Below are 23,510 nucleotides of genomic sequence, written 5' to 3'. Positions count from 1 at the left end.
CGACCTGTAACCAAATAAGTGCGTTGGGCTAATATAGGGCAACTCCGTAATTATTTAAACCATATATAAAGTGTAAGAACGTAAAGTAAGTGAGAATTTATGACCATTGCGCTGGAACTTCAACAACTTAAAAAAACCTATCCCGGCGGCGTTCAGGCGCTGCGCGGCATAGATTTGCAGGTCGAAGCGGGGGATTTTTACGCGCTTCTGGGGCCAAATGGAGCAGGGAAATCGACCACCATCGGTATTATCAGCTCATTGGTGAATAAAACGTCCGGGCGCGTTAACGTTTTTGGTTATGACCTGGAAAAAGACGTGGTTAACGCCAAGCGACAGCTTGGACTGGTACCACAGGAATTTAACTTTAACCCGTTTGAAACGGTGCAACAGATCGTAGTGAATCAGGCCGGTTATTACGGCGTGGAGCATAAAGAGGCGGTTTTACGTAGCGAAAAGTATTTAAAACAGCTCGATCTGTGGGAAAAACGTCATGAACGCGCGCGGATGCTCTCCGGTGGGATGAAACGCCGCCTGATGATCGCCCGCGCATTGATGCATGAGCCTAAGCTATTGATTCTCGACGAGCCGACGGCGGGCGTCGATATCGAATTGCGTCGCTCGATGTGGGGATTCCTGAAAGACTTAAACGCCAAAGGCACCACCATTATTCTCACCACCCACTATCTGGAAGAGGCGGAAATGTTGTGCCGCAATATCGGTATTATTCAGCACGGCGAGCTGGTGGAAAATACCTCCATGAAAAATCTGCTTTCAAAGCTGAAATCGGAGACGTTTATTCTGGATTTAGCGCCAAAAAGCCCGCTACCTAAGCTTACGGGTTATCAATATCGTCTGGTGGATACCTCGACTCTGGAGGTGGAAGTGTTACGCGAGCAGGGGGTTAACAGCGTCTTTAGTCAACTGAGCGAGCAGGGGGTTCAGGTATTAAGTATGCGTAATAAAGCTAACCGTCTGGAAGAACTGTTTGTGTCGCTGGTGCATGAAAAACAAGGGGATCGCGCATGATGCAGCTCTACTGGGTTGCCCTTAAAAGCATCTGGGCGAAAGAGATCCACCGCTTTATGCGGATCTGGGTGCAAACGCTGGTGCCGCCCGTCATCACCATGACGCTCTATTTTATTATCTTCGGTAACCTGATCGGTTCGCGCATTGGCGAAATGCATGGTTTTAGCTATATGCAATTTATTGTGCCGGGTCTGATTATGATGGCGGTTATTACTAACTCCTACGCGAATGTCGCGTCGTCATTTTTTAGCGCCAAGTTTCAGCGCAATATTGAGGAACTGCTGGTCGCGCCGGTACCAACGCACGTGATCATCGCCGGATTTGTCGGCGGCGGCGTAGCGCGCGGGCTGTGCGTGGGGATTCTGGTGACGGCGATTTCGCTCTTTTTCGTGCCTTTCCAGGTGCATTCCTGGGTATTTGTCGCGCTAACGCTGATTCTGACCGCGATTCTGTTCTCGCTGGCCGGGCTGCTGAACGCCGTGTTTGCGAAAACTTTTGACGATATCAGCCTGATTCCCACCTTCGTGCTGACGCCGCTGACCTACCTCGGCGGGGTATTTTACTCGCTGACGCTGTTGCCGCCGTTCTGGCAAGGGCTGTCGCACCTGAACCCGATCGTCTACATGATCAGCGGCTTCCGCTACGGCTTCCTGGGTATCCATGATGTGCCGCTGGTGACGACGTTTGGCGTACTGGTGATCTTTATCGCCGCTTTCTACCTGCTGTGCTGGTCGCTGATCCAGCGTGGGCGCGGGTTGCGCAGTTAAGCGTTGACAGGGGCGTTGGGTTGCACTTTGCTTCACCCCATCTACGGGCCCGTAATATCAATGGGTTACGGGACTGTAGGTGGGGGGGGCTTGCTGAAACCCAACGCTTCTCTCAGCGAATCTGAATCTCCAGCGTGGCGGTAGCCTGGTATTCTCCGGTGTGGGGAACATGTCCGGTGGTATTGACCGGCGCGGCGGTGAACTCGGTGCTGCCTTTACCGTCTGTGTAATCTTCAATCGGCAATTCGGCGCTACCGCCGGGAACGATGGTCTTATCGTATTTATCGGAAATCCGTATCCCTAAATTCTCATTGTCGGTTTTCAGGTATTCCGGGTTGTGCGGATCGGTTTCTCCGTTCAATGACATTGACAGGTTGGTGCCGTCCGCCACGTTGCTACAGGTAAAGTTTACTTGCGTGGTGACGTGCGAGTTCTGCGGACTGTCGCCGAGATTACGAATATCTTTGCCCTCAATATCCGGCAGCCTGACCTCGATAACCTGCCCGGCGTTGATGGAACAGGACTGCGGCACGGTAATAGTTCCGGACATGGTGACGTGCGCGACAGGGGGAACGGCGGGGGGAATATTATCTCCGCTGCTGCCCGGCGTTTTTGATAAATAGAGATTCATGATCGTTGTTTGCGGGATCGAGATTTCACCGACCAAAGGATGAGTAATATAAATCCTTACCGTGCCTTTATTGCCCGCCGTCATTGATTTCATTTCTGCATCGCCACAGCCGCCTGCGGAACTATCTTCATTGCTGATTGAGGAAAACGGGACAGGAATATTCTGGTTCAACTTCCCGGCTACATACGCTTCGGTGCCAATTTCCAGTTTGCCTGCCACGAGGACATAGTAATCCATATGTCCGTAGTATCGCGTCTCGCTGTGCGTGCCTTTCTGCGTCAGATCGCCGGTGGTCGCGGTGAAATAGTTGTACCCGCGATAATCACTGTTATCGCAGTCGCATTTAGCCGAATATTCTCCGCCAGCTGACCAGTGCTCTTCAACGATGGTTCCCGTGTGGTTCCCATCCGTATCGGTAATGGTTTGATTAAAACTAAAAGGAAAATTATGCGTGCCGCTGGTGGGTTGACACCAACCGCTTCCGTTGCCCATCGTTCCGTCTGCCAGCGCATGGCCTGAAAATAGCGCCAGCGCCAGCAGCATCCATAAATTCTTCATGTTGTTCCTCACTGGCAGACGGCGTTCGCCATCACGATGCCGTTCATATTTTTGCTGATATCCAGGCGGTAATCCGCGCGGCAAGAGGCGCTTCCCCAGTTCACCAGTAGCAGGCCCTCTTCCGGCAGGCCGCTGAGGAAGACCTGGCCTTTATCGCCGACGATACTGGCCAGGTTCGCATCCTGCCCATCGACGCTTGCCGTCGCGCCAAAGGGCACGGGCTCGCCATTGCTGCGCGTCAGCGTTAACAACACGCGATAGCCCTTATGCGTGTCATACGCCGCGCGCACCACCGCATTACGCGTCGGGTAGACGGTCTGGTTGTTGAGCGGAATATCCACGTTGTCGGCAAACGTGCTGCTGTCGAGCGAGATATCGTAGCGATAATACGGCGTGACGTTGGGGATCACCGTATAACCCCGGAAGTCGGTGGCGACGCCAGTCTGGTTTTCAACCGAAACGCCGCTGGCGCCGGGCGCTTTAATTAAAATCGCCGCGCCGGTAATCGGCTGGCTCAGGGTAATACCGTTTTCGTGCGCCAGAATGCCGCCGCTGATGCCGTAGCTGACCTGTTGGCTATCTGGCGACTGATTGTAACCGGCGTTGAGGTTGGCATAAGTACCTTTGTAGCTGGCGTTTACCCCGCCGGAATCACCGTCTTGTGTGCTGTGGCTCTGCTGTAACGACCAGTTCAGGTTTCTGTCACGCAGCGCGGTGCCGCTAAGGGTGGTGCTGTTCACCGTGGCATCGTGCTTACGCGTGTTCAGCATATAGCTGGCGTATAGCCTGGAATCGAACACCGTAAACGGAACGTGCAGCGACAGCGTGAACAGCCGATCGTTCTGGTTATAACGATCGTCGTCGTTATCATCATCGTCATTGTCCGAACGGTACTGGTAGGTGTTTTTGTTATAGCTGTAGCTCAGCGTATAGCTCACCGGACCCCAGCTATTGTTGTAGCTGGCGCTCAGAGATTCCATCTGCTGCGCGCTGTGCCAGTAATCTTCTTTGACCCAACTTAGCGTTAAGGAACCGAGCGTATTGCTAATTTGCTGGTTGACCGAGGCTTCGAAACGATTATGGCGCTTGCCGTAGTTATCATAAAAATCGTCGTCCGGGTTGATCACCTCGCTCAGCGAATTGTAGTTTTCGCTGGCGTAACGATAGCCGGCCAGCGAAAACGTGGTGCCCGTGCTGACGACGCCCTTGCTGTAGCGGACGCGCCAGGATTGCCCGATTTCTTTGCGGCCATCGTCAAATTTGGCGTGCGACCAGATGCCGTCCAGGGAAATGGCCCCCAGCATCTGCATATTTTGCCCGACGCCGAAGGCGACGGACTGGTATTTATCGCCGGCAATCTGGCTGCCGCCGTACAGGGTGATGCCCCACGGCAGGCCGTACAGCAGGGTCGCCTGGCCGAAGTCGTCCAGCGTGTGGTTGTTATAATCGCGATATTTACCCACGGTCACGCTGTATTTTGCCCGTCCGGTGCGCTGCAGAATCGGCAGCGAAGAGTAGGGCACGATAAAATGCTGTTCGCTGCCGTCGGCTTCTTTTACCGTTACGTCATAGTCGCCGTTGCTGCCGGTAGGAAACATATCGTTGATTTCAAATTCGCCCGGCGAAACGGCGGTTTGATAGGCGATATAGCCGTTTTGCCGCACGATAACCTGCGCGTTTGAGCGGGCGATGCCGCGAATCGTCGGGGCGTAACCACGCTGGCTGTTGGGCTGCATTTGATCGTCAGAGGTAAGCTGGAGGCCGCGAAAAGGTACGCTGTCGAACACGTCGGATGGCGTATTGCTGTCTCCGGCGGTGAACTGGCTTTTCAGCGCGATAATGTCGCGCTGTAAATAGTTATAAACGCTGTTCCAGCTACCGCTCTCGCCGTTATTTGAACTCCAGTTACTGTAGTTGCGAAAACGCCACGGCCCGAGGTTAAAACCCGGCTGGAGAGCGATATACTTCGATTCCGCATCGTCGGAATCCTCGCTGGAACCGTACTCTTTATAGCCGCTGAAGCTGTAGTTCAGCATCAGCGCGGTAATCCCCTCCTGCCACTTTTCCGGCGGCACGTAGCCGCGCGCGTTGTTGGCGATGTAGAGTTGCGGGATGCTTACTGATAATGTCTGTTGCTGAAAATCAAACCGCTGGCTGGCGCCGGGGATAACGCTGAGATCGACGCAGCCTTTTTCACTCTCCAGGGTTGGAAAAAGGTCGGTTTTGACGCTGTTATCTTTTAGTTCCTGAAGCCGTAAACAGCCCTGTAATGCCTGTTGACCGTCACTGAGCGTCGTGAGTTGAAAATCAACGTTTCGCGCGCCGATTTCTGTTTTATTGATATTGATAGTGACGTAATAGGTGCCAGGCAGCTGGCTTTTGTCGTTATCAAATGTCGACAGATCGACGCTTGTGCGACTCGCCTGCCCATGGTTTTCAATAAATGCCGGATTGAAATAGTCGCGCGCCCATGCAACGTGTGTGAACGTGCTGCCCAGCGCGATACACACAGCGCAGCGCGATAAATAAAATACCCGGTGTTGCCTTTTGCACATCGGCACTCTCATCCCTGTCACTCTTCTCAAGGCGTTTGTTTATGTTCGGGGCCAGTACCGCCAAAATCGTTGATGATAGACCAGACAATCGGGCCGCTGGCGGCGGCAGGCAGCGTGTACTGCGCGTTGCCGAAAGGCGCCACATAGCGCGGGGCTTTCACTTTTTGACTGCCAACGGAAAGGGTGGCGAAGTTCATATAATAGGGCGTGGGGTTCTTCACGGTGAGCGTGCGACCCTGACGCGACCACGTTAACCGATCGGCAACCTCTTCTGGTTTTTGGGTTAACGCTTTTGGCCGGTAAATCAGCTTAAATTCCGCTTTAACGGCCAGCATGAGCGTGTTGTGTTTATTGTCCGGATTACTGCTGGGAATCGATTTAATATCCAGCCAGTACAGCGACTCGCGATCTTCCGGCAAATTGCCGCCGGTACGGATAATTCGCAGTACGTTCTTTTGCCCGCCATTAAGGCGAAAAAGCGGCGGGGTGACCATAAACGGCGCATCGCCGCTCGCCCCTGTTTCGCTGATCGATTGCGCCCAGGACTGAATTAAATAGGGAACGTTGTCGCTATTGCTTATCGATATGGACGCATCTTTGGCATCGCCGTGAAAAATAACCCGCGTTGTGCCGATGTTTATCCCTGCGGCATGCGCCAGCGAACCGCACAACAGGCAACAAAGCAACCCTGCTTTAGCCAATGAATTCATTGATGACCTCAATAAACAAAGGGGCCAGCCGACGCTGGCCGCCAGGATCAGTTATATTGCAGATAGAATGTTGCGGTTGCATCGACCGTTCCCGACTTAACGGGAACTGCGGTGGAGATATAGCGGGCGGTGAAAGGCATTGAGAGTTCCGTCACCCCCTCTGTGAGCGCGACTGCGGCAGACCATGCCTGAAGATCGTTAAAGGTCATAGGGGTGCTAGATTTATCAAGAATTTGCACGCCAATATTCTCAGCATCATCCTCATTTTTCAGGATGGTCGCATCGGTTCCGTCGAGTGTGCCTTCAAAGCGCGCCTGTACACTGCTGTAGACGTTTGCGTCGCAGTTTTCGAGTTCGATGGTGAAGTCTTTATCCCCTGCCGTCTGCCCTGCGGCAGTAAAAAGAGAGGCAAATTCGTCCTGTAATGTCACCTCTACTGAATCCGTTTTTACCGTACAGGCGTTTTGCTTAATGAGGCCGGTGATATGTACGGTGCCGTCTTTGGCGGTGTCTGCCAGCGCGGCGGGGGAGAGGGTGATGGCAGCCAGTGCCACAGTGAGTGTTTTTAAGGTGAGTTTCATTATCTTTGATCCTTTAAGATATTATAAATATTGACATAGTAACAATATCTATAGTGTGGGAAGTTATTGTTCTTTTTATTGCCGAATGAGTAAATATAATGTCCGATGATTTTTGCGGAGCGAAGAAAAATTCAGAATACATAAATATGAAATATTTATAATATATATTTAATCAATTATTTTGGTGAGTGTTTGTTTAATTGAATCGCCGTGATTACCCTTTAATGGGCCAGATTCTATGAAGGCTGTTAACAATTTTAAAAATAATGCAAATTTTTTTGAATAAAAAATGATCGTGGTCATAGTGTATTGTCGGCCAAAAAAACATGCTGACATCATGCAGGATTGGAGCTCAATGGAGGAGAAGTTATGCTGGGATGGGTCATTTCCTGTCATGACGATCGGGCGCAGGAAATGCTCGAAGGTCTTGAAAAGAAGTATGGGCCGTTGGCGCAGTGTCGGGCGGTCAATTTCTGGCGTGGGTTAAGCGTAAATATGCTCAGCCGCATGATGTGTGACGCCCTCCATGCCACCGACTCCGGTGAAGGCGTGATATTTTTAACCGACATTTCCGGCGCGGCGCCTTATCGTGTCGCGTCGCTGATGAGCCATAAACATTCTCAATGTGAAGTTATTTCCGGTGTCAGCTATTCATTGATGGAGGAAATGATTCCATGGCGAGAGTCAATGAGCAGTTCAGCATTTCGCGACCAGATTGTCGCGCTTGGCGCGCCGGATGTCACCAGTCTCTGGCATCAGCAGCAGAAAAATCCGCCTTTTGTATTGCTGCATGATTCGTATGAGTTTTGATCAATACCATTGACGACGCTTTTGCTACAATGACGGCGTTTTTTCGCCTCGGTTATGATATATGGTTATGCGCGTTGTTCTTATCTTGCTGTTCTTTTTCGCCGGTAATGTGTTGGCTGCCTTGCCCGCTCGTTATATGCAAACGACGAAAGATGCCGCCATCTGGTCGCAGATTGGCGACAAAATGGTGACCGTAGGGAATATCCGCGCCGGACAAATTCTTTCCGTAACGCCTGTTGCGGCTGATTATTATGCCTTTAAATTCGGCTTCGGTGTGGGCTTTATCGATAAAGGCCATCTGGAATCCGTGCAGGGAAAACAAAAAGTGGAAGATGGCCTGGGCGATCTTAACAAGCCGCTCAGCAATCAGAATCTGGTGACCTGGAAGGACACGCCGGTGTATAACGCGCCGGACATCAGTAGCGCCCCGTTTGGCGTATTGGTGGATAATTTGCGTTACCCCATTATTAGCAAGCTGCAAGGCCGGCTACACCAAACCTGGTATCAGATCCGTATTGGCGACAGGCTGGCTTATGTCAGCGCCATGGATGCGCAGGAAGACAACGGCATTCCGATTTTGACCTATCATCACATCTTACGTGATGAAGAGAATACTCGTTTTCGCCATACGTCCACCACGACTTCGGTTCGGGCATTCAGCAACCAAATGACCTGGCTTCGCGATCGCGGCTATGCCACGTTGACGATGTACCAACTGGAGGATTACATCCATAACCGCGCGAATTTCCCGGCGCGCGCGGTGGTTATCACCTTTGACGATGGCCTTAAATCGGTGAGTCGCTATGCGTATCCGGTATTAAAGCAGTACGGTATGAAAGCGACGGCATTTATTATCTCATCGCGTATTAAGCGCCATCCGCAAACATGGAATCCCAGATCGCTGCAATTTATGAGCGTGTCCGAATTGCGCAAGATAAGCGACGTTTTTGATTTTCAGTCGCATACCCACTTTTTACACCGGGTAGACGGGCATCGTCGCCCGATTTTATATAGCCGCAGCTACCATAATATTCTGTTTGATTTTGAACGCTCGCGGCGGGCGCTCGCACAGTTTACTCCGCACGTATTTTATCTTTCTTATCCCTTTGGCGGCTATAACGCGACCGCTATCAAAGCAGCAAAAGACGCCGGTTTCCATCTGGCGGTCACCACGGTGAGAGGGAAGGTGAAGCCGGGGGATAATCCGATGTTGCTCAAAAGGCTGTATATTCTGCGCACGGATTCGCTGGAAACCATGTCGCGGCTGATCAGCAACCAGCCGCAAGGGTAGTTTACTCGTAGGTTACCTGGAAGGTGACAGACGATCCAAAAATACCGGGTGTCACGGCCTCCGTCCCTGTTTTGACCAGCTTTGCCTTAAAGTTGGCGTTTACTGAGGTCACCGGCCTCCCGATTATCTCGCCCACGGCAATGACTTCTGGCGTACTGTCGGTATGAATTTGCGGATAGGCCGGTGAGCTTATTTTTACGCCGACGCCGCCAGCCGCGGTAACGCTTGAGTTGCTGGTAATCGAGTTGGTGAACAGGTTCTTATCCGCATTGGTATATGAGGATTTCGCCACGAACGAGACTTCAATCGTCCCGGTACAGGTTCCGGTAATCTGAAAAGGCACCTCGGTGGTCTGATCTTTCTCCAGGTCGCTTCGGTACCAATCACCTAAATTCACGGTGGTGGGCGCGGTAAGAATACAGGTCGGTTCGGAGAATGGAATGTTAAACATCATATCAGAAATGGTGATTAGCGGGCGAGGATGGTCAGACTCAGAACCTACGGGGTCTCCGAGAACAATGCGCCCCAATGGGCCGCCGATTGAGCTAATAAAACCGACTCCTGAAGGCACGCCATTAAAGCCGGGCATCTGGTAGATTTCCATCACGGCGTACCATTTTTTTTCATTCTTGAAATAGCCTTCGTTGTCGTCAGCATAAGCGGTCATATAATATTGACCGGAATTGACGGGAAACCATCCGGTAATGCCTTTCCCTGCGGGGTATAACCCAATGGCATACGTAATGCCGGGTATATTAGTGCGAAACAACGCCTTACCGTCGACATACCCTTCAAGTAAGGTGTTGTCCGTCATCTGGTAAATGTTCTCTCCATCATCCCCCACTGCACAGTGGCTGTGCATTTCCGGCGTTAATTCCATCGTAATACCGCTAGCCAGCAGCGTGGCGGTTTGCACCGAGGGGTGAAAGGTAATGATTGGCTGAACGCCTGGCGACATTATCTGTCGTGTATCGCCATTGTAAAATTTACATTCCATAGCACCATAGGCTGCGCCGGATGCGCTCAACAATAACAGTGCGGCCAGATAAGGGGATAGCTTCATCATAAATCCTTTTATTCGTAGCTGACGTCAACCAACACGTTGCTGGTGACAACGCCGCTGACAACTGCGCCCGTATTCTGATAGCGCGCGTAAAACTGATAATCCGTTAAATACAGCGAACTGCTTTTTCCGCTGACGTCGTAAACCACGTTAGAACTGCCATCGCTGTTTAAGACGTTAGTTTTATAGTCTGCCGAGAAAATGACGATACCAACGTTTTGCGCCGCGCCTGTTGTGGCATCATTTTTGAAAACCTGGTTTTGGTTGCTCCAAAAACCGGATTGCGGCGTAAAACTGAACATCAACTGCTTGATGCTACTGTTATCTGCACAGTTTTCGAGACGCACGTTAAAAGGCGTGCCGCCCGCTTCGTCGGTAGGCGCATATTTACTGCTGCCGTCGTTATTGTAAAACCATGCCCGCGTGACGTTGGGAAGGTAGACTTCCCCCCCATTTTCCAGACTGAGTTTGCAGGTGCTGTTAACAATACTGGCGGTCAGATTGATATCCAAATTGGAACCCGCCTGGCTGATGCCAGACCAAAAACCGCCCGTCAGACCCATAAGCAACACAAGACCGGGCTGGCGTAAAAGAAACAGTAATTGTTGCATGAACAAAGCACCTGAAAATTAAGGGTATGTCACAACAAAGGTGACCGGAGCCGTGACATCGCCGGCGGTGACGTCGCTCAGGCTTTTACCGTTTGCCACCACAATGCGTGACGTCATTGGGTAGGTACCCGCACCGTTGGTAATGGTCACCTTCTGTGCGGCTGGTGGCGTTTTACAAGACAGTTTCACCCCCGTGTCTGCATCGCCGCCCCAAATTTCGAAGGCGGTATTCAGGCCCGCCGCGTAAGAATCGCCGTCTAAATTATCACCGGAGCAGGTTCCGCCGGTGCCCGCTTTTGCTTCTACTTCTGCGATGGTTACGCCGGAACAATTGCTCAAGACAATGCTCAGCGGCATCGCTTTCTTGTTAAGATCCGATTTATATGTCTCACCATAGCCAATGGTGCTGACATTTTTTCCGTCACCATTAACGACGATAGCTTTACAGGTACCGGTTGTCACTGTGGTCTTAAAGGTCATTTGTACACTGTCGGTACCGGTAATAGCGGCTCTGACCACTCCAGAGAATAAGACGGCAGAAACGGATAATGTGATTAAAGCTGATGTAAATTTCATAGTGATGCTCCGTAGATCTGCGTTAATTACTCGTAGCTAAATACGAAAGTCGCAACGGCTGAGAAAGCCCCGGTGGTAGCCGAATTTGCCTTGGTCTCTTTCATGATGGCGATCAGCGGAACCTCTTTATTGTTAATTTCTACCTCACTCCAGACCAGACGTTCTGAATCGGCGGTGGAGTTAATAACAAAAGGTTCATCTGGTTTGGATGCGCGCGCTACTGACACCCCCATATAGTCGGCTGAGCCTTTTGTTCCATTCGTTAATATTTTTGTTGAATACCCGGATGGCGTTCCGTTGATTGATGTCTTTAATGATTGAAGCGATGCCGGGCATTCAACAATCACTAATTTAAAATCTGCCGTTGCTGTTCCCGCTCTTACATCATCAATACGAACTTCACCACTACTATTACCAATGATTAATTCCTGTACCGTGTCGGAGCCTGTACCACCGACCAGTTTCATGTTACACGTCGTCTCTAAAATTGTGGCCGTGAAATTAACATCCAGGTTAGTGGAGTTAGCGGCAAGCGCGCTTCCAGAAGCTGCCATTACGGCAAGTGCCGCGATGGGAAGACTGAGGCGGTTTCTTTTCATATAAACTCTCATTAGTTTTTCCCTAAACAGGTCATTACATGTGACAAAGTTGATTGCTCAGTACGGGGGTGAGTCCCGCTTTTGCCGTGGTTTCAGCTAATTGGTAACGCACCGTACAGGTACTTTCTTTACCACTGCCCCACACCACGCGAAGTTCGCCTTGCGGTTCTACGCCGCGCACGTACGCCTGTCCGGCCTGGCCTACGGTACCGACAGTTTCATTTTTCTCGTTAAGGACATCTGCGCCTAAAGGAATAAAGCCTTTATCGCTACGCAGTAATTCCAGAATCAGTGAGCGACCTTCATCGGTTTCAAAATTCACCAGCACGACGGCGCCGCTACGCGGTACGGTAACCGTGCTGGTGCTTTTGATTTCAACATCGTTCTCCAGTGTGCTGATATCCAGCGACACCCGGTTTTCGCGGTAGGCTGACATATACGGTAAAATGCCATAGCCCGAACTGCCGATTTCGCTGCTGCTGTAGCCCAGTCCTGCGCCTTGTGCGCCGCTGGCTTTCACCAGGGCGACGGCGTCGGTTTCGCCAATGCTGCCCGGCGCGAACGCCACGCCGCCAGAATGCAGCACCATGCCACCGCTGTAACTGGCGGAATATTGCTGGCTATTGTCGTCACCAAACGAGGCGGAAATCCCTAATGGGCCATAGCTGCTGTTAAGGGAGCCAAAGCCACTTACCTGATTCAGGTTGCCGTAATTACCGCTGCTGGAGGTGGCGCTCACGGAGTAGCTGATGTCGCTATCTTTGGTATTACCGCTGGCGGTGGAGTTGACGTTAGTACCGCCCTTCATGTCAGAACGCAGGCCCATGTTGATATTGGAGAAACCGCCAGATCGTTCCCCGTTGTGGGAGAACATACTCAACGGAATACTGAAACTTAAATAGACGCTGTCGTCTTTACTGCCGTTCTGGTCATAGGCGCGTTGTAATGACACGCTATAGCTGCCGTAGGCAAAACTGTTGTTGTAACCCACGCTATAGTTGGCCGTGGAGCCCGCATCATTCCAGTAGTCCTGCCATGTTCCGCTGACATACACAGAACCCCAGGTTGTTTCTCCCTGGTTTAAGGGCTGGTTGATGCTGATTTGCACCTGATTTTTGGTACGCTGGTAATCGTCATATAACTCATCACCTGAGCGATAACTTTGCTGCGCATATTGCTGATGTTTAACGCTGTCTTGCAAAGACGCGGCGTCATTCAGGCTGAGGTAGTCTTCAGTAGAAAAACGATAAGCGGCGACGTTAAATGAGGTATTGGTCGCCTCGATCATTTTGCTGTAGGTCAGCCGGTAGCTTTGCCCGCTGAGCGTGCCTAAATCATCAATACTGGCGTGAGATTGCGTTACATCAAAGGCGAATGCGCCAATACCGGTGTTCATTGCCAGACCTAATAACCCAGCATAGAAATTCATATCGGTATATTGCGCGCCGATATAGCCGGTAAAGGTGTTGTTCAGGCCATAGTAAAACTGCGCGTAACCCACCTGCGGTTTATCATGCAAAGAATCATCGTTCAGCTCGCCGACGCCGATATCCCAGCGTGTCGCGCCGGGGCGTAACATTTGGGTGACTGACGAAAAGGGAACGGTAAAGCTGCGTTTGCTGCCGTCCGCTTCTTCTACGGTGACCAGCAGATCGTTACCATAACCTGTGGTGCTAAGGTCGTTAATCTCGAACGCCCCCGGCGGTACGGTGGTTTCGTAGATTTTATTGCCGCTTTGCATCACCGTGACTTTGGCATTGCTGTTGGCGACGCCGCGGATAACAGGCGCGTAGTTGCTGGAGCCCATCGGTAACATGCGGTCATCGTTATACATTCGTATCCCGCTCAGGCTGAAGGAGTCAAACGCATCGCCGCGAGTGTAGGAGTCGCCTATCACCATTTGCGCTTTCAGCGCGGTGATATCTCGCTGTAAATAAACGTCCTGATTGTTGTATTCGCTACCGGTATCTTTGTTCCAGTTAAGGCTACCTCGGGAACGCAAACGCCACGGTCCCATATTTAAACCGTAACGTAGCCCCACGTAAGCGGTATCGGACGTTGTGCCGTTGCCTTCACTGTGCCAGGCGTTCATATCATAAGAGACGATGGCCGCCGGAACGCCATCTTCCCACAGTGAGGGGTCAACATACCCGGCAGGACGCTTCAGGATATAAATCTGCGGGAAGTTGAGATCCATGGCCTGTTTGCCGGAATCGTAATTCGCCGTCGCACCGGGGTAGTATTTTTTTATATCCAGACACGTGGTGTTGTCGTCGACCTCGACGTCATCGCGCATTGCGGCGGGATCAACGCCTGCCTGGGTGAGTAAAAGCGGCGTCAGACATGCACTGGCGCGTGGCGTACCGTTTTCATTAAAGGTAATTTCAGAGGTAGATTTCAACGCATTGTTAAGATTCACTTTCACACGATAGGTTCCGGCAAGCACCGGGTTGCCATATGCATAGCGACTAATATCGATATTAGCGCTGCTATTAAGTAAAAATTGTTCGTTAAATTCTACGGCTTCGTCCGACTCAGCAACGGTTTTTTCTGCTGCTGAATTTGCAGCAGAAACGGAAAAAGGGAGTGCAGCGCCAATAGTAAGACATAATAATGAGCGTTGAAATAGCATTGTTTTTCCGAATAATTAACGTGGGTCAGAATGGCCCACTACATTGGTACGTAATTGTTATAATTGATTAGTTTATTTTGGCTTCTCGTTTATTTGTGCCGCCATTATCATTAATGGTGTTATAGATAACGGTACCGTTAATATTATTCGAAAGGCCTTTTACGGGCATGCTGACCCCGCTAAAGGGTAAAACGGATTTGCTGTCGACGGTATATTCTTTACCGCCCACTTTAAATTTTACGTTGGAAATAGAAACGTTGTACGCGCTGTCATTTTGGGCAAATAGTGAAAGCGTATTGCCTTCTTTTTTCTGCGACCATTTCAGGTTTGCCGCCGCATCGCCAGGCGTGCCTTTCAGGCCATCCGGGCGGAAAAATAATTTGATCCGCGTGCGAAAGGCGAGTTGAAGTTGATTTAAACTCTCGCCTTCTTTAGCTTTTGATTTTGGCGGAATTTCCAGCACGTTAAACCAAAACAGCGATTCCCGATCCTGAGGTAATGCGCTACCCATATACGTAATACGCAAGGATTGCCCTTTTTGTGGATCGATACGAGATACCGGAGGCGTAATGACAAACGGCAGTTTTAGCTCCTGCGGATCAACACCGTCACGCCCGTCATCCAGCCAGGTTTGCACCAGTAGAGGTTTATTGCCCCGGTTATCCAGGTTCACAATCACGTCTTTTGATGACGCTGGGTACACAATACGTGTTCCGGAAATGACGATATCTGCGTTTGCCTGGAATGTGGCAAATGCCGTGAAGGCCGCGGCAGCGAAGCAGGTGGTTTTAAATCCCTTTGTAATAACCGTATTGACCATTTTACCCTCCCTGTAGGTATACTTTAAAATTAAAATCCCCCAGCACAGCCGCTGAGGGATTGGCTAATCTTTTTAAATACAAAGGATTAGTTATAAATAACAGTGAAGGCAACTTGTGCCTGTACGGTTCCTGCCGTTACCGGGCTGGTGTCTGCATTCCACTTCTGGCCCTGGGTGTAGGCTACGCGGTAGAACAGGTCACCAGTGCCATCAGCGGAAATAGTGGCTTTCTGCGTGTTGTTAGTCTGGTCAATTTTGATCAGATCGGTAGCGCCGTTACCGTTGTTAGCCAGCACCAGGTTAACGTTTTCTGCTGCTCCTTGCAGATTAGCCGGTGGTACTAACAGACCACCTGACGTTGAACTGGAACCGCCCCAGGAATTAAACTGAGCGGAGGCATCTTTTACCGTTGCGTTATCACATTCGCTCAGATTCAGAGTGAACTGTTTTTCGCCCAGAGTACTGTTAGCACCCAGTGCGGTAGCGAAGTTTTTAACAAAAACGGTATCCAGAGTAATGTCAAAATCATTACCGTCTTGATCTATTTTATTATCAAGAGAGATTTTACAGGTATTGTTAGAAACCAGACCGTGGAAAGTAATAGTACCCGTATCTGGATCTGCTGCCATTGCAGACCCGGCACCCAAAGTCATTGCAATAAAAGCGGCTACGCCATATTTTCTGAAAAACATTTAGAATATCCATATTTTAGTGATAAATATAAATAAAATATATTTATATATCTTATTTGTTGAAATATTATATTTCGAGGCGGATTTTATAGAGAGTTGCGATGAAAAGGAATAAAGTTATCCATTAGAAATACTTTATGTTCTTTTAAGTAAAACTAATGCTTTATTATTTAAGCAATAAGATAAATAATAAATAATATTATTTATTGGTGATTTAAAAAAAAGACAACCCGTCCCAAAATATGTTTTTCTGGAAGGGTTGTCCTATTATTGAAAATCAGGCAACCTGTACCGGAATAGCTTTCGCGGTGCGCTTCATTTCGTTGTCGCCTTCAAAATAGGCCACTTTCGGACGCCATGTACGCGCTTCTTCATCAGACATGGTGACGAAGCTGGCGATAATCACAATGTCGCCAACTTCAGCGCAGTGCGCCGCCGCACCGTTCACCGAGATGATTCTGGAGCCGCGTTCAGCCGCAATCGCATAGGTTGAGAAACGTTTCCCATTGGTCACGTTCCAGATATCAATCGCTTCGTTTTCCAGAATACCGGAGGCATCAAGGAAATCCTGGTCAATGGCACAGGAACCTTCGTAGTGCAGGTCCGCCTGCGTGACTTTTACGCGGTGGAGCTTGCCTTGCAGCATGGTGCGAATCATAACTTCTTTACCCTGTCGTTTACCTTGGCTAAGCAGGCGCTTGTGGCCTGCTTTGGAAATTCTCAGGCAGTATTGCCCGATTTTTAACCCCTGTCTACTGGGCTAATGTAACGCTTTGATTATCGATCAGACGCGCCTGACCCAGCCAGGCGGCGGCCAGAATCACTGCGCGTTTGCTGGTTTCCGTCAGCTCCTGCAGCGTGTCGGCATCACGAATTTGAATGTCGTCGGCACGGAAGCCTTTTTCATTCAGTTCCTGTTCGGCAATGGCGATAATCTCTTGCAGCTCACGATTACCCGCAATCAGTTTTTCAGCGATGCTATTCATCACGTTGTGTAGACCCGGCGCAATTTTGCGCTGCTCTGCGGTCAGATAACTGTTACGTGAGCTGAGCGCCAGACCGTCTTTGGCGCGAATAATCGGCACGCCGACGATCTCAATGTCATAACTCATATCCGCCACCATTTTGCGGATCAGCGCCAGTTGCTGAAAATCCTTCTCGCCAAAGCAGGCGATATCCGGCTGGATCAGGTTGAACAGCTTGCTGACGATAGTCGAGACGCCGCGGAAATGACCCGGACGGCTGGCGCCTTCCAGCATGGTAGAGAGGCCGGGAACATCAACGTACGTCTGGCCTTCCAGCCCCTGTGGGTAGATTTCCTCAACGGCTGGCGCAAAGACATAATCGACTTTGCGTTTGTTCAGCTTTTCACAATCTTCCTGCAGCGTGCGCGGATAACGCGCCAGATCGTCCGGCCGGTCAAACTGCATCGGGTTGACGAAAATGCTGACGATCACCACATCAGCCCGGGCTTTTGCCTCATCGACCAGCTTCATATGGCCGTCGTGCAGGTTGCCCATGGTGGGAACCAGTGCGACGCGTTGACCTTCCTGACGCAGACGACGAATATGCTGGCGCAGCAGCGGCAGGGTTTCAATGATTAGCACAACAAAACTCCTTGAGTTGCTTGATGATCCTGCCCGATGGCGCTGCGCTTATCAGGCCTACATCCGTTGAGGATCGGTAGGCCGGATAAGACGCGTCGCGTCGCCATCCGGCACGGTCAGAAAAATTAGTGAAAGCTGTGTTCTTCGCCCGGATAAACGCCGGACTCCACTTCAGCCATATACTGCCGTACGGCGGCGCGCATGTCGCCCGCCTCGGCAAGGAAATTTTTCGCGAATTTGGGAATATGGCCGCCGGTGATGCCAAACGCATCGTGCATCACCAGGATCTGACCGTCGGTGACGTTGCCCGCGCCGATGCCGATCACCGGAATCGACAGCGCTTCCGTGACGCGCTTCGCCAGCTCAACCGGCACGCACTCCAGCACCAGCAGTTGAGCGCCAGCGGCTTCTAAAGCCAAAGCGTCATCCAGCAGCACTTGTCCGGCATCGCCGCGGCCCTGAATTTTATAGCCGCCGAAGATATTCACCGACTGTGGCGTTAGCCCCAGATGACCACAAACCGGCACGGCGCGTTCGGTGAGCATTTTCACCGTATCAACCAGCCAGGCGCCGCCTTCAATTTTGACCATATTGGCCCCCGCACGCATCACGATAGCCGCGTTTTCAAACGCCTGTTTCGGGGTGGCGTAAGCCATAAACGGCAGGTCGGAGAGCAATAGACAGTTGGGCGCGCCACGTCGCACGGCACGAGTGTGGTAAGCGATATCTTCCACGGTGACCGGCAGAGTGGAGTCATGCCCCTGAATCGTCATGCCCAGCGAGTCGCCAACCAGCATCACATTGATACCTTCGTCGGCAAATAACTTAGCGAAGCTGTAGTCGTAGGCGGTAATTGTCGCGAAGCGTTTTTTCTCTTGCTTGCATTTCTGCAGCAGTGAAATGGTGGTGGGTTTCATAACGTTTCCTGATGGTAAAAGTTATATTTCCCGGCATTCTAACAGTCATATTCAGGGGGGCAATTGATTTAAGCAATCGTTTGGCGCTAAAGCAGTAAACGCTAAAGGGGAGGCGATGTTTTACCAGTGGGCGGGTTTTGCAGCACCAAGATGGGTGAGATGCTGATGCAGGCTGATACCATCCGGAAAGATCAGATCAGGAGCGATTTCGAATAACGGCCACAGCATAAAACCGCGGTTTTTCATGTCGTAGTGCGGTACGGTCAGACGGTCGGTGTTAATGACTTCATCGCCAAACAGCATAATGTCGAGGTCCAGCGTGCGCGGCCCCCAGCGTTCGGCTTTGCGCACCCGGCCCTGTTGCAGCTCAATGCGCTGGGTATGGTTAAGCAATTCTTCGGGGGCGAGGGCGGTATCCAGCGCCACCGCGGCGTTCAGGTAGTCCGGCTGATCCTGTGGACCAAGCGGCGGCGTGCGGTAAAACGAAGACACCGTGACGATACGGCTATCGGGAATGTCGGCGATAGCCTTCAGGGCGGCATTGACCTGCTCCAGCGGAGAGGCCAGATTACTGCCAAGCGCGATATACGCGATCGTCATACGGTGCCCTCGCGGCGCGGCGCGCGTTTGCGCGGACGTGAACGGCGGCGGCGTGGAGCAGGATCGTCGTCCAGCTCGTTGAGCATCCCTTTTTGTTCCGGCGGCGCGGAAGCCTGAAACTCGGCCCACCACTGCGCCAGACGTTGCAGTTCAGTATTATTTTCCACCTGAGCGCGCAGCTCCAGTAAATCAAACGCGGCGCGGAATTTGGGATGTTCCATCAGTTTCCAGGCGCGTTTGCCCTGGCGTCGCGACATCCGTAACTGAAGCTGCCAAATATCACGGGTAAGCGTGGTCAGGCGTTTCGGGATCGCCAGTGAACGGCAGGCTTCATCCAGCACGTCATTCATGGCCAGCGCGAAAGCATCGTAATAGGCCAGACCGCTCTCCTGAGCGATTTTTTGCGCCATCTCCAGCAGCGGATACCAGAACATGGCGGCAAACAAAAATGCCGGGTTAACGCGCATCTCGTTACGGATGCGGTTATCCGTATTCTTCAACACCTGCGCAATGATGCGTTCCATTGCGCTGTCGCCGTTTTCGGTGAAATAACGCGTAATGGTAGGAAACAACGGCTGGAAGAGGTGGTATTCCCGCAGTTGTTGATAGGTTTCGTAACCGTTCCCCGCCTGCAACAGCTTCAGCGACTCTTCGAACAGGCGCGCGGGAGGAATGTCGTTTAGCAAGGTAGCCAGACGCGGGATTGGCTCAGCCGTTTCAGGGCTGATACGCATATTGAGCTTCGCAGCGAAACGCACGGCGCGCAGCATTCGAACCGGATCTTCGCGGTAGCGCGTTTCCGGATTGCCGATCAGGCGAATCACGCCTTCTTGCAGATCCTGCATTCCGCCGACGTAATCGCGCACGGTAAAATCCGCTACGCTGTAGTAAAGGCTGTTGATGGTGAAATCGCGGCGCTGGGCATCTTCTTCGATAGAGCCGAAGATATTATCGCGCAGCAGCATACCGTTTTGCCCACGCTGGGAGGTTGTACGGTCGCTTTCACTGCCTTCATGATGACCACGAAACGTTGCCACTTCGATAATTTCCGGGCCAAACATCACGTGAGCCAGGCGGAAACGACGCCCCACCAGACGGCAATTGCGGAATAATTTCCGTACCTGATCCGGTGTTGCGTTGGTGGTCACGTCGAAATCCTTCGGCTTTTTGCCGAGCAGGAGATCGCGGACGCCGCCGCCGACCAGGTAGGCTTCATAGCCCGCTTTGTTCAGCCTGTACAGTACCTTGAGGGCATTTTCACTGATATCTTTGCGGGAGATAGCGTGCTGTTCACGCGGGATAATCGTCATATGTGGACGGGCGACGGCTTGTTCTGCCTCGCTCTCCTCGCGGCTTAACACCTTACGGCAAAAATTAGCGACTCGGGTAAAAATAGCGCACCTCGGTAGTGTCATACATTAATAAGATCAACTTACTCTATGTCTTTCGCATTACGGCAGACGGGCGTAAGAGAGCAACGCGACCTGGGCTGTAAGCATCATTAACGCCGCAGCAATGCGAAAGACGATGAGCAAAAATAGCGGCTAATCATAGCTCAGCGAGACGCATTTGAGAATGCCGGATTTACATTAGCCGATGTGGGTACGGCTGTAAGCCTCCAGTGCGTCACCGCAAAGCGCAGCAACTCCTCAACAGACATCTCCTGCCACGCTACGACGTCGCGTTGGCCTAAAAAGCGCAATGCCTGGACCAGTACCGGGCGCGGATCGCCTGTCGCAAGCGCAGGGGCATGATTTTGCTTGGAAAGTTTAGCGCCTTGTTCGTTGAGCGCCAGCGGAAGGTGCACGTAACCAGGCGCACGCCAGCCAAACTGTTTATACAGCGAAAGTTGTCGGACAGTGGGGTCGATTAAATCTGCGCCGCGGACGATCTCCGTCACCCCCTGAAAATGATCGTCGACCACCACGGCCAGATTATAAGCAAACAGTCCGTCGCGGCGGTGGATAATAAAATCTTCGCTCGCCAGCTGTGGGTCAGCCTGGATGTCGCCGCGCAAGGCATCATGGAAACGCATCACCGGATGCCGCTGTTTAATTCTGACGGCGGCATTCTCCGGCCCGTGGCATAACGTCCGGCAATGGCCGTCGTAAATACCGCCCAGACGTTGAATGCGCGAGCGGGGGCAAGTGCAGTAGTAGCTCAGTCCCTGCTCGTGAAGCCAGGCCAGCGCCTCGCGATAAGCCTCATGACGCTGTGATTGCCATAAGACCTCGCCATCCCAGTGCAGGCCGTAATGTTCCAGCTGGCGCAGAATGGTCGCTGCGGCACCGGGAACTTCACGTGGGGGGTCGATATCCTCTATGCGAACGCGCCAAATTCCGCGTTGCGCACGGGCTTGTAGATAGCTGCCGAGGGCGGCGATTAACGAGCCGAAATGCAGTTCGCCGGATGGCGACGGCGCGAAACGGCCAATATAGTGTGAGTCAGTCATGCTGCGGGCAATAAAGAATAAGGCGGGAAAACTCCCGCCTGTCATAAATAGGGTAGAAACGAACGGGATTAACCCGCCATCTGTTTTTCGCGAATTTCAGCCAGCGTTTTGCAGTCGATGCACAGATCGGCTGTTGGACGCGCTTCCAGGCGGCGGATACCAATCTCCACCCCGCAGGACTCGCAATAACCGAAGTCTTCATCTTCCACTTTCTTCAGCGTCTTCTCGATCTTTTTGATCAGTTTGCGCTCACGGTCACGATTACGTAACTCCAGGCTAAACTCCTCTTCCTGCGCGGCGCGATCGACCGGATCGGGGAAGTTGGCGGCTTCGTCCTGCATGTGCGTCACAGTGCGATCGACTTCATCCCGGAGTTGATTACGCCATGCTTCAAGAATACGCTTGAAGTGCGATAGCTGGGCTTCGTTCATATACTCTTCGCCCGGTTTCTCCTGGTACGGCTCCACCCCAGCGATGGCGAGAATACTCAGGGACGATGTTTTACGGTTTTGCCCTTCTTGCATGTTGCTTCTCCTTAACACGCACTATCGATCCCCATGTTCGGGGGAAAATCAGGTCGCTATAAATAGCAGATGCTTTTCCGGATAGCAATTATCTAAACGTAACACTTGACAACCCTGTGAGGAAAAGCGTATTTACGCACGCGGCCAGAATACTTAATAATCAGGCTGTTATTCCACTACAACGTTATGGGTACTGGTTCGTTCAGTTCCATTTTTTGGGCTGAAAGTTCTGCTTTATAAGCTAAAACTTCCACGCCTTTATTCTGAGCCTCGCTCAATAGCTGCGCGTATTTTATATCGATATGACGTGCGGGTGAAAAACGTGTAATGGCGGAGTGCAGCACCGCGAACACCACCACCGCGCGATGACCTGCCGCCGCAACGCCCATCAACTCCCGAAGATGTTTTTGCCCTCGTTCGGTGATGGCGTCGGGAAAATAACCGTTTTCTTTTTCCGCTAACGTGACCGATTTCACTTCAATATAGCAGTCCGGGCGGAAATCTGCCTGTAACATAAAATCTATACGGCTGCGCTCGGCGCCATATTTGACTTCACTTTTCAGAATATTGTACCCCGCCAGCGCCGGCAGGCGATTCTCCTGAATCGCTTCTTTCGTTAGCTGGTTCGCCCGCAGCGTATTCACGCAAATGAATGCGCCGGATTGCGTTTCAGTCAATTCCCAGGTATGCGGATATTTGCGTTTAGTATTTTCTGATGTCGAATACCAGACGGTATCGCCAGGCGTGGCGCAGCCGGTCATTGCGCCGGTATTAGGACAGTGCAGCGTAAGCGTCGTACCGTCAGGGGTGATCACATCGGCTAAAAAACGTTTATAGCGCTGAATCAGCGTAGCGCGTTGTAAAGGGGGGGAGAATAGCATCGACATTCCTTCATTATTATTCGCCCAGCGTCCAGCGCTGCAGCTCGGCATAGCGGGTACGGCCTTGCCCATACGAAGAGGCGTAAAGCGCAAACGACGTGACCGGAAATGACCAGCAAAAGCCCGGCGGCGGGATAGCCACCGTATGGCTGGCGTCGCGCAGCAGCGTAATATGCGGGTGAAAAGGCTGCGGGCTTTGGTAACAACCGCTGCGGGCGGCCTGCGCGCGCAGCATATTAGCCAACTGCAACAACCCGCGCGGCGGCTGGCGCATCCCCAGCCACACCACGCGCGAACGCAGCCACTGACCGGCGTCATCCAGATGTAGCGTAAAGCCCGGCTGGCGAATTCGTCCGGCCAGTTGCGCAAGCGCGCGCTGCTTATCGCTACTGACGTCGCCTAAAAAGGCCAGCGTCAGGTGCAGGTTCGCCGCTGCCACGGGGCGTCCGTCTTCAGACGCAAAATGGGCGGCGCGCCAGGCGATAATTTGCGTGCGCGCGTCGTCGGGTAAGTCAATCGCAAAAAACAGCCGTTTTGGCTCAGACATAGGGATACTCGGTTATGGATTAACACGATGCTACAATGCGGCGCAAAGAAAGTTAACCCC

24 protein-coding genes are annotated in these 23,510 nt (G+C 51.8%); 4 read left to right on the top strand and 20 right to left on the bottom strand.

Annotated features, from left to right (window positions below; all coding sequences use genetic code 11):
* Window positions 1-99 precede the first annotated feature (99 nt).
* Entirely contained in the window at window positions 100-1,026 is a 927-nt protein-coding gene (locus ABVM99_RS18205; protein ID WP_000150619.1) for an ABC transporter ATP-binding protein, read from the top strand.
* Entirely contained in the window at window positions 1,023-1,793 is a 771-nt protein-coding gene (locus ABVM99_RS18200; protein ID WP_000983418.1) for an ABC transporter permease, read from the top strand. Before ABVM99_RS18205 ends, ABVM99_RS18200 begins: the two co-directional genes overlap by 4 nt.
* Before the next feature lie 112 nt (window positions 1,794-1,905).
* Here ABVM99_RS18200 and ABVM99_RS18195 read toward each other — a convergent pair whose 3' ends face one another.
* From ABVM99_RS18195 to ABVM99_RS18180, 4 genes are read right to left on the bottom strand one after another with little or no spacing between them, the layout of a single operon-like run.
* Entirely contained in the window at window positions 1,906-2,982 is a 1,077-nt protein-coding gene (locus tag ABVM99_RS18195) for a fimbrial protein (RefSeq protein ID WP_023195299.1), read from the bottom strand.
* A gap of 8 nt (window positions 2,983-2,990) precedes the next feature.
* Entirely contained in the window at window positions 2,991-5,537 is a 2,547-nt protein-coding gene (locus tag ABVM99_RS18190) for a fimbrial outer membrane usher protein (protein WP_023195300.1), read from the bottom strand.
* Window positions 5,538-5,563: 26 nt separating this feature from the next.
* Window positions 5,564-6,247, bottom strand: coding sequence for a fimbrial biogenesis chaperone StiB (gene stiB, locus ABVM99_RS18185; RefSeq protein ID WP_001086408.1), 684 nt, complete (start codon window positions 6,245-6,247; stop codon window positions 5,564-5,566).
* Between the two features lie 47 nt (window positions 6,248-6,294).
* Window positions 6,295-6,828 carry a fimbrial protein gene (locus ABVM99_RS18180; RefSeq protein WP_000779122.1) on the bottom strand — a complete coding sequence of 178 codons (534 nt, stop codon included), beginning with the start codon at window positions 6,826-6,828 and terminating at the stop codon, window positions 6,295-6,297.
* 369 nt (window positions 6,829-7,197) lie between these two features.
* Here ABVM99_RS18180 and ABVM99_RS18175 point away from each other — a divergent pair, with 369 nt between their 5' ends.
* Both ABVM99_RS18175 and ABVM99_RS18170 read left to right on the top strand, forming a co-directional pair.
* Window positions 7,198-7,638, top strand: coding sequence for a PTS sugar transporter subunit IIA (locus tag ABVM99_RS18175; RefSeq protein WP_000901958.1), 441 nt, complete (start codon window positions 7,198-7,200; stop codon window positions 7,636-7,638).
* A 61-nt stretch (window positions 7,639-7,699) separates the two neighbouring features.
* A complete protein-coding gene (locus tag ABVM99_RS18170) occupies window positions 7,700-8,929 on the top strand; it encodes a polysaccharide deacetylase family protein (RefSeq protein WP_000245316.1) in 1,230 nt (409 codons plus the stop codon).
* A 1-nt stretch (window position 8,930) separates the two neighbouring features.
* Here ABVM99_RS18170 and ABVM99_RS18165 read toward each other — a convergent pair whose 3' ends face one another.
* From ABVM99_RS18165 to thpR, 16 genes are all read right to left on the bottom strand, one after another.
* A complete protein-coding gene (locus ABVM99_RS18165; RefSeq protein ID WP_052938223.1) occupies window positions 8,931-9,992 on the bottom strand; it encodes a fimbrial protein StkG in 1,062 nt (353 codons plus the stop codon).
* A gap of 11 nt (window positions 9,993-10,003) precedes the next feature.
* Window positions 10,004-10,603 (bottom strand): fimbrial-like protein, encoded by a 600-nt coding sequence (locus ABVM99_RS18160; protein ID WP_001186616.1) that lies wholly within the window; start codon window positions 10,601-10,603, stop codon window positions 10,004-10,006.
* Between the two features lie 18 nt (window positions 10,604-10,621).
* Complete coding sequence (locus ABVM99_RS18155; RefSeq protein ID WP_000673424.1) at window positions 10,622-11,179, bottom strand: fimbrial protein; 558 nt, start codon at window positions 11,177-11,179, stop codon at window positions 10,622-10,624.
* A 26-nt stretch (window positions 11,180-11,205) separates the two neighbouring features.
* Window positions 11,206-11,790 carry a fimbrial protein gene (locus tag ABVM99_RS18150; RefSeq protein ID WP_001267119.1) on the bottom strand — a complete coding sequence of 195 codons (585 nt, stop codon included), beginning with the start codon at window positions 11,788-11,790 and terminating at the stop codon, window positions 11,206-11,208.
* 22 nt (window positions 11,791-11,812) lie between these two features.
* A complete protein-coding gene (locus ABVM99_RS18145) occupies window positions 11,813-14,410 on the bottom strand; it encodes an outer membrane usher protein (RefSeq protein ID WP_023195302.1) in 2,598 nt (865 codons plus the stop codon).
* A gap of 67 nt (window positions 14,411-14,477) precedes the next feature.
* Entirely contained in the window at window positions 14,478-15,230 is a 753-nt protein-coding gene (locus ABVM99_RS18140) for a fimbrial chaperone (protein ID WP_023195303.1), read from the bottom strand.
* An 86-nt stretch (window positions 15,231-15,316) separates the two neighbouring features.
* Complete coding sequence (locus ABVM99_RS18135; protein WP_000466114.1) at window positions 15,317-15,922, bottom strand: fimbrial protein; 606 nt, start codon at window positions 15,920-15,922, stop codon at window positions 15,317-15,319.
* A gap of 277 nt (window positions 15,923-16,199) precedes the next feature.
* On the bottom strand, window positions 16,200-16,580 hold the full coding sequence (gene panD, locus ABVM99_RS18130) for an aspartate 1-decarboxylase (protein WP_000621526.1): 381 nt from the start codon (window positions 16,578-16,580) through the stop codon (window positions 16,200-16,202).
* A 94-nt stretch (window positions 16,581-16,674) separates the two neighbouring features.
* The gene (gene panC, locus ABVM99_RS18125; RefSeq protein ID WP_023194384.1) at window positions 16,675-17,529 is read right to left on the bottom strand and encodes a pantoate--beta-alanine ligase; all 855 of its coding nucleotides are present in this window, start codon (window positions 17,527-17,529) and stop codon (window positions 16,675-16,677) included.
* Window positions 17,530-17,654: 125 nt separating this feature from the next.
* Window positions 17,655-18,446: a 3-methyl-2-oxobutanoate hydroxymethyltransferase gene (gene panB / locus ABVM99_RS18120; protein ID WP_023194383.1), complete on the bottom strand. Its 792-nt coding sequence runs from the start codon at window positions 18,444-18,446 to the stop codon at window positions 17,655-17,657.
* 120 nt (window positions 18,447-18,566) lie between these two features.
* Window positions 18,567-19,046 (bottom strand): 2-amino-4-hydroxy-6-hydroxymethyldihydropteridine diphosphokinase, encoded by a 480-nt coding sequence (gene folK, locus ABVM99_RS18115; RefSeq protein ID WP_000150777.1) that lies wholly within the window; start codon window positions 19,044-19,046, stop codon window positions 18,567-18,569.
* Window positions 19,043-20,440, bottom strand: a complete 1,398-nt coding sequence (pcnB, locus tag ABVM99_RS18110) for a polynucleotide adenylyltransferase PcnB (RefSeq protein WP_125540466.1) — start codon at window positions 20,438-20,440, stop codon at window positions 19,043-19,045. Before pcnB ends, folK begins: the two co-directional genes overlap by 4 nt.
* A 161-nt stretch (window positions 20,441-20,601) precedes the next feature.
* Window positions 20,602-21,498: a tRNA glutamyl-Q(34) synthetase GluQRS gene (gluQRS, locus tag ABVM99_RS18105; RefSeq protein WP_052938224.1), complete on the bottom strand. Its 897-nt coding sequence runs from the start codon at window positions 21,496-21,498 to the stop codon at window positions 20,602-20,604.
* A 68-nt stretch (window positions 21,499-21,566) separates the two neighbouring features.
* A complete protein-coding gene (gene dksA, locus ABVM99_RS18100; RefSeq protein ID WP_001155232.1) occupies window positions 21,567-22,022 on the bottom strand; it encodes an RNA polymerase-binding protein DksA in 456 nt (151 codons plus the stop codon).
* Window positions 22,023-22,198: 176 nt separating this feature from the next.
* Window positions 22,199-22,903 (bottom strand): DNA/RNA nuclease SfsA, encoded by a 705-nt coding sequence (sfsA, locus tag ABVM99_RS18095; RefSeq protein WP_000899412.1) that lies wholly within the window; start codon window positions 22,901-22,903, stop codon window positions 22,199-22,201.
* Between the two features lie 16 nt (window positions 22,904-22,919).
* The gene (gene thpR / locus ABVM99_RS18090; RefSeq protein WP_023195906.1) at window positions 22,920-23,450 is read right to left on the bottom strand and encodes an RNA 2',3'-cyclic phosphodiesterase; all 531 of its coding nucleotides are present in this window, start codon (window positions 23,448-23,450) and stop codon (window positions 22,920-22,922) included.
* Between the last annotated feature and the right edge of the window lie 60 nt (window positions 23,451-23,510).

The organism is Salmonella sp. SJTUF15591 (assembly GCF_043356435.1).
Lineage (GTDB): Bacteria > Pseudomonadota > Gammaproteobacteria > Enterobacterales > Enterobacteriaceae > Salmonella > Salmonella enterica.
Note: the sequence above shows the minus strand (reverse complement) of the source record. Positions and strands in the feature narration are given on the sequence as shown.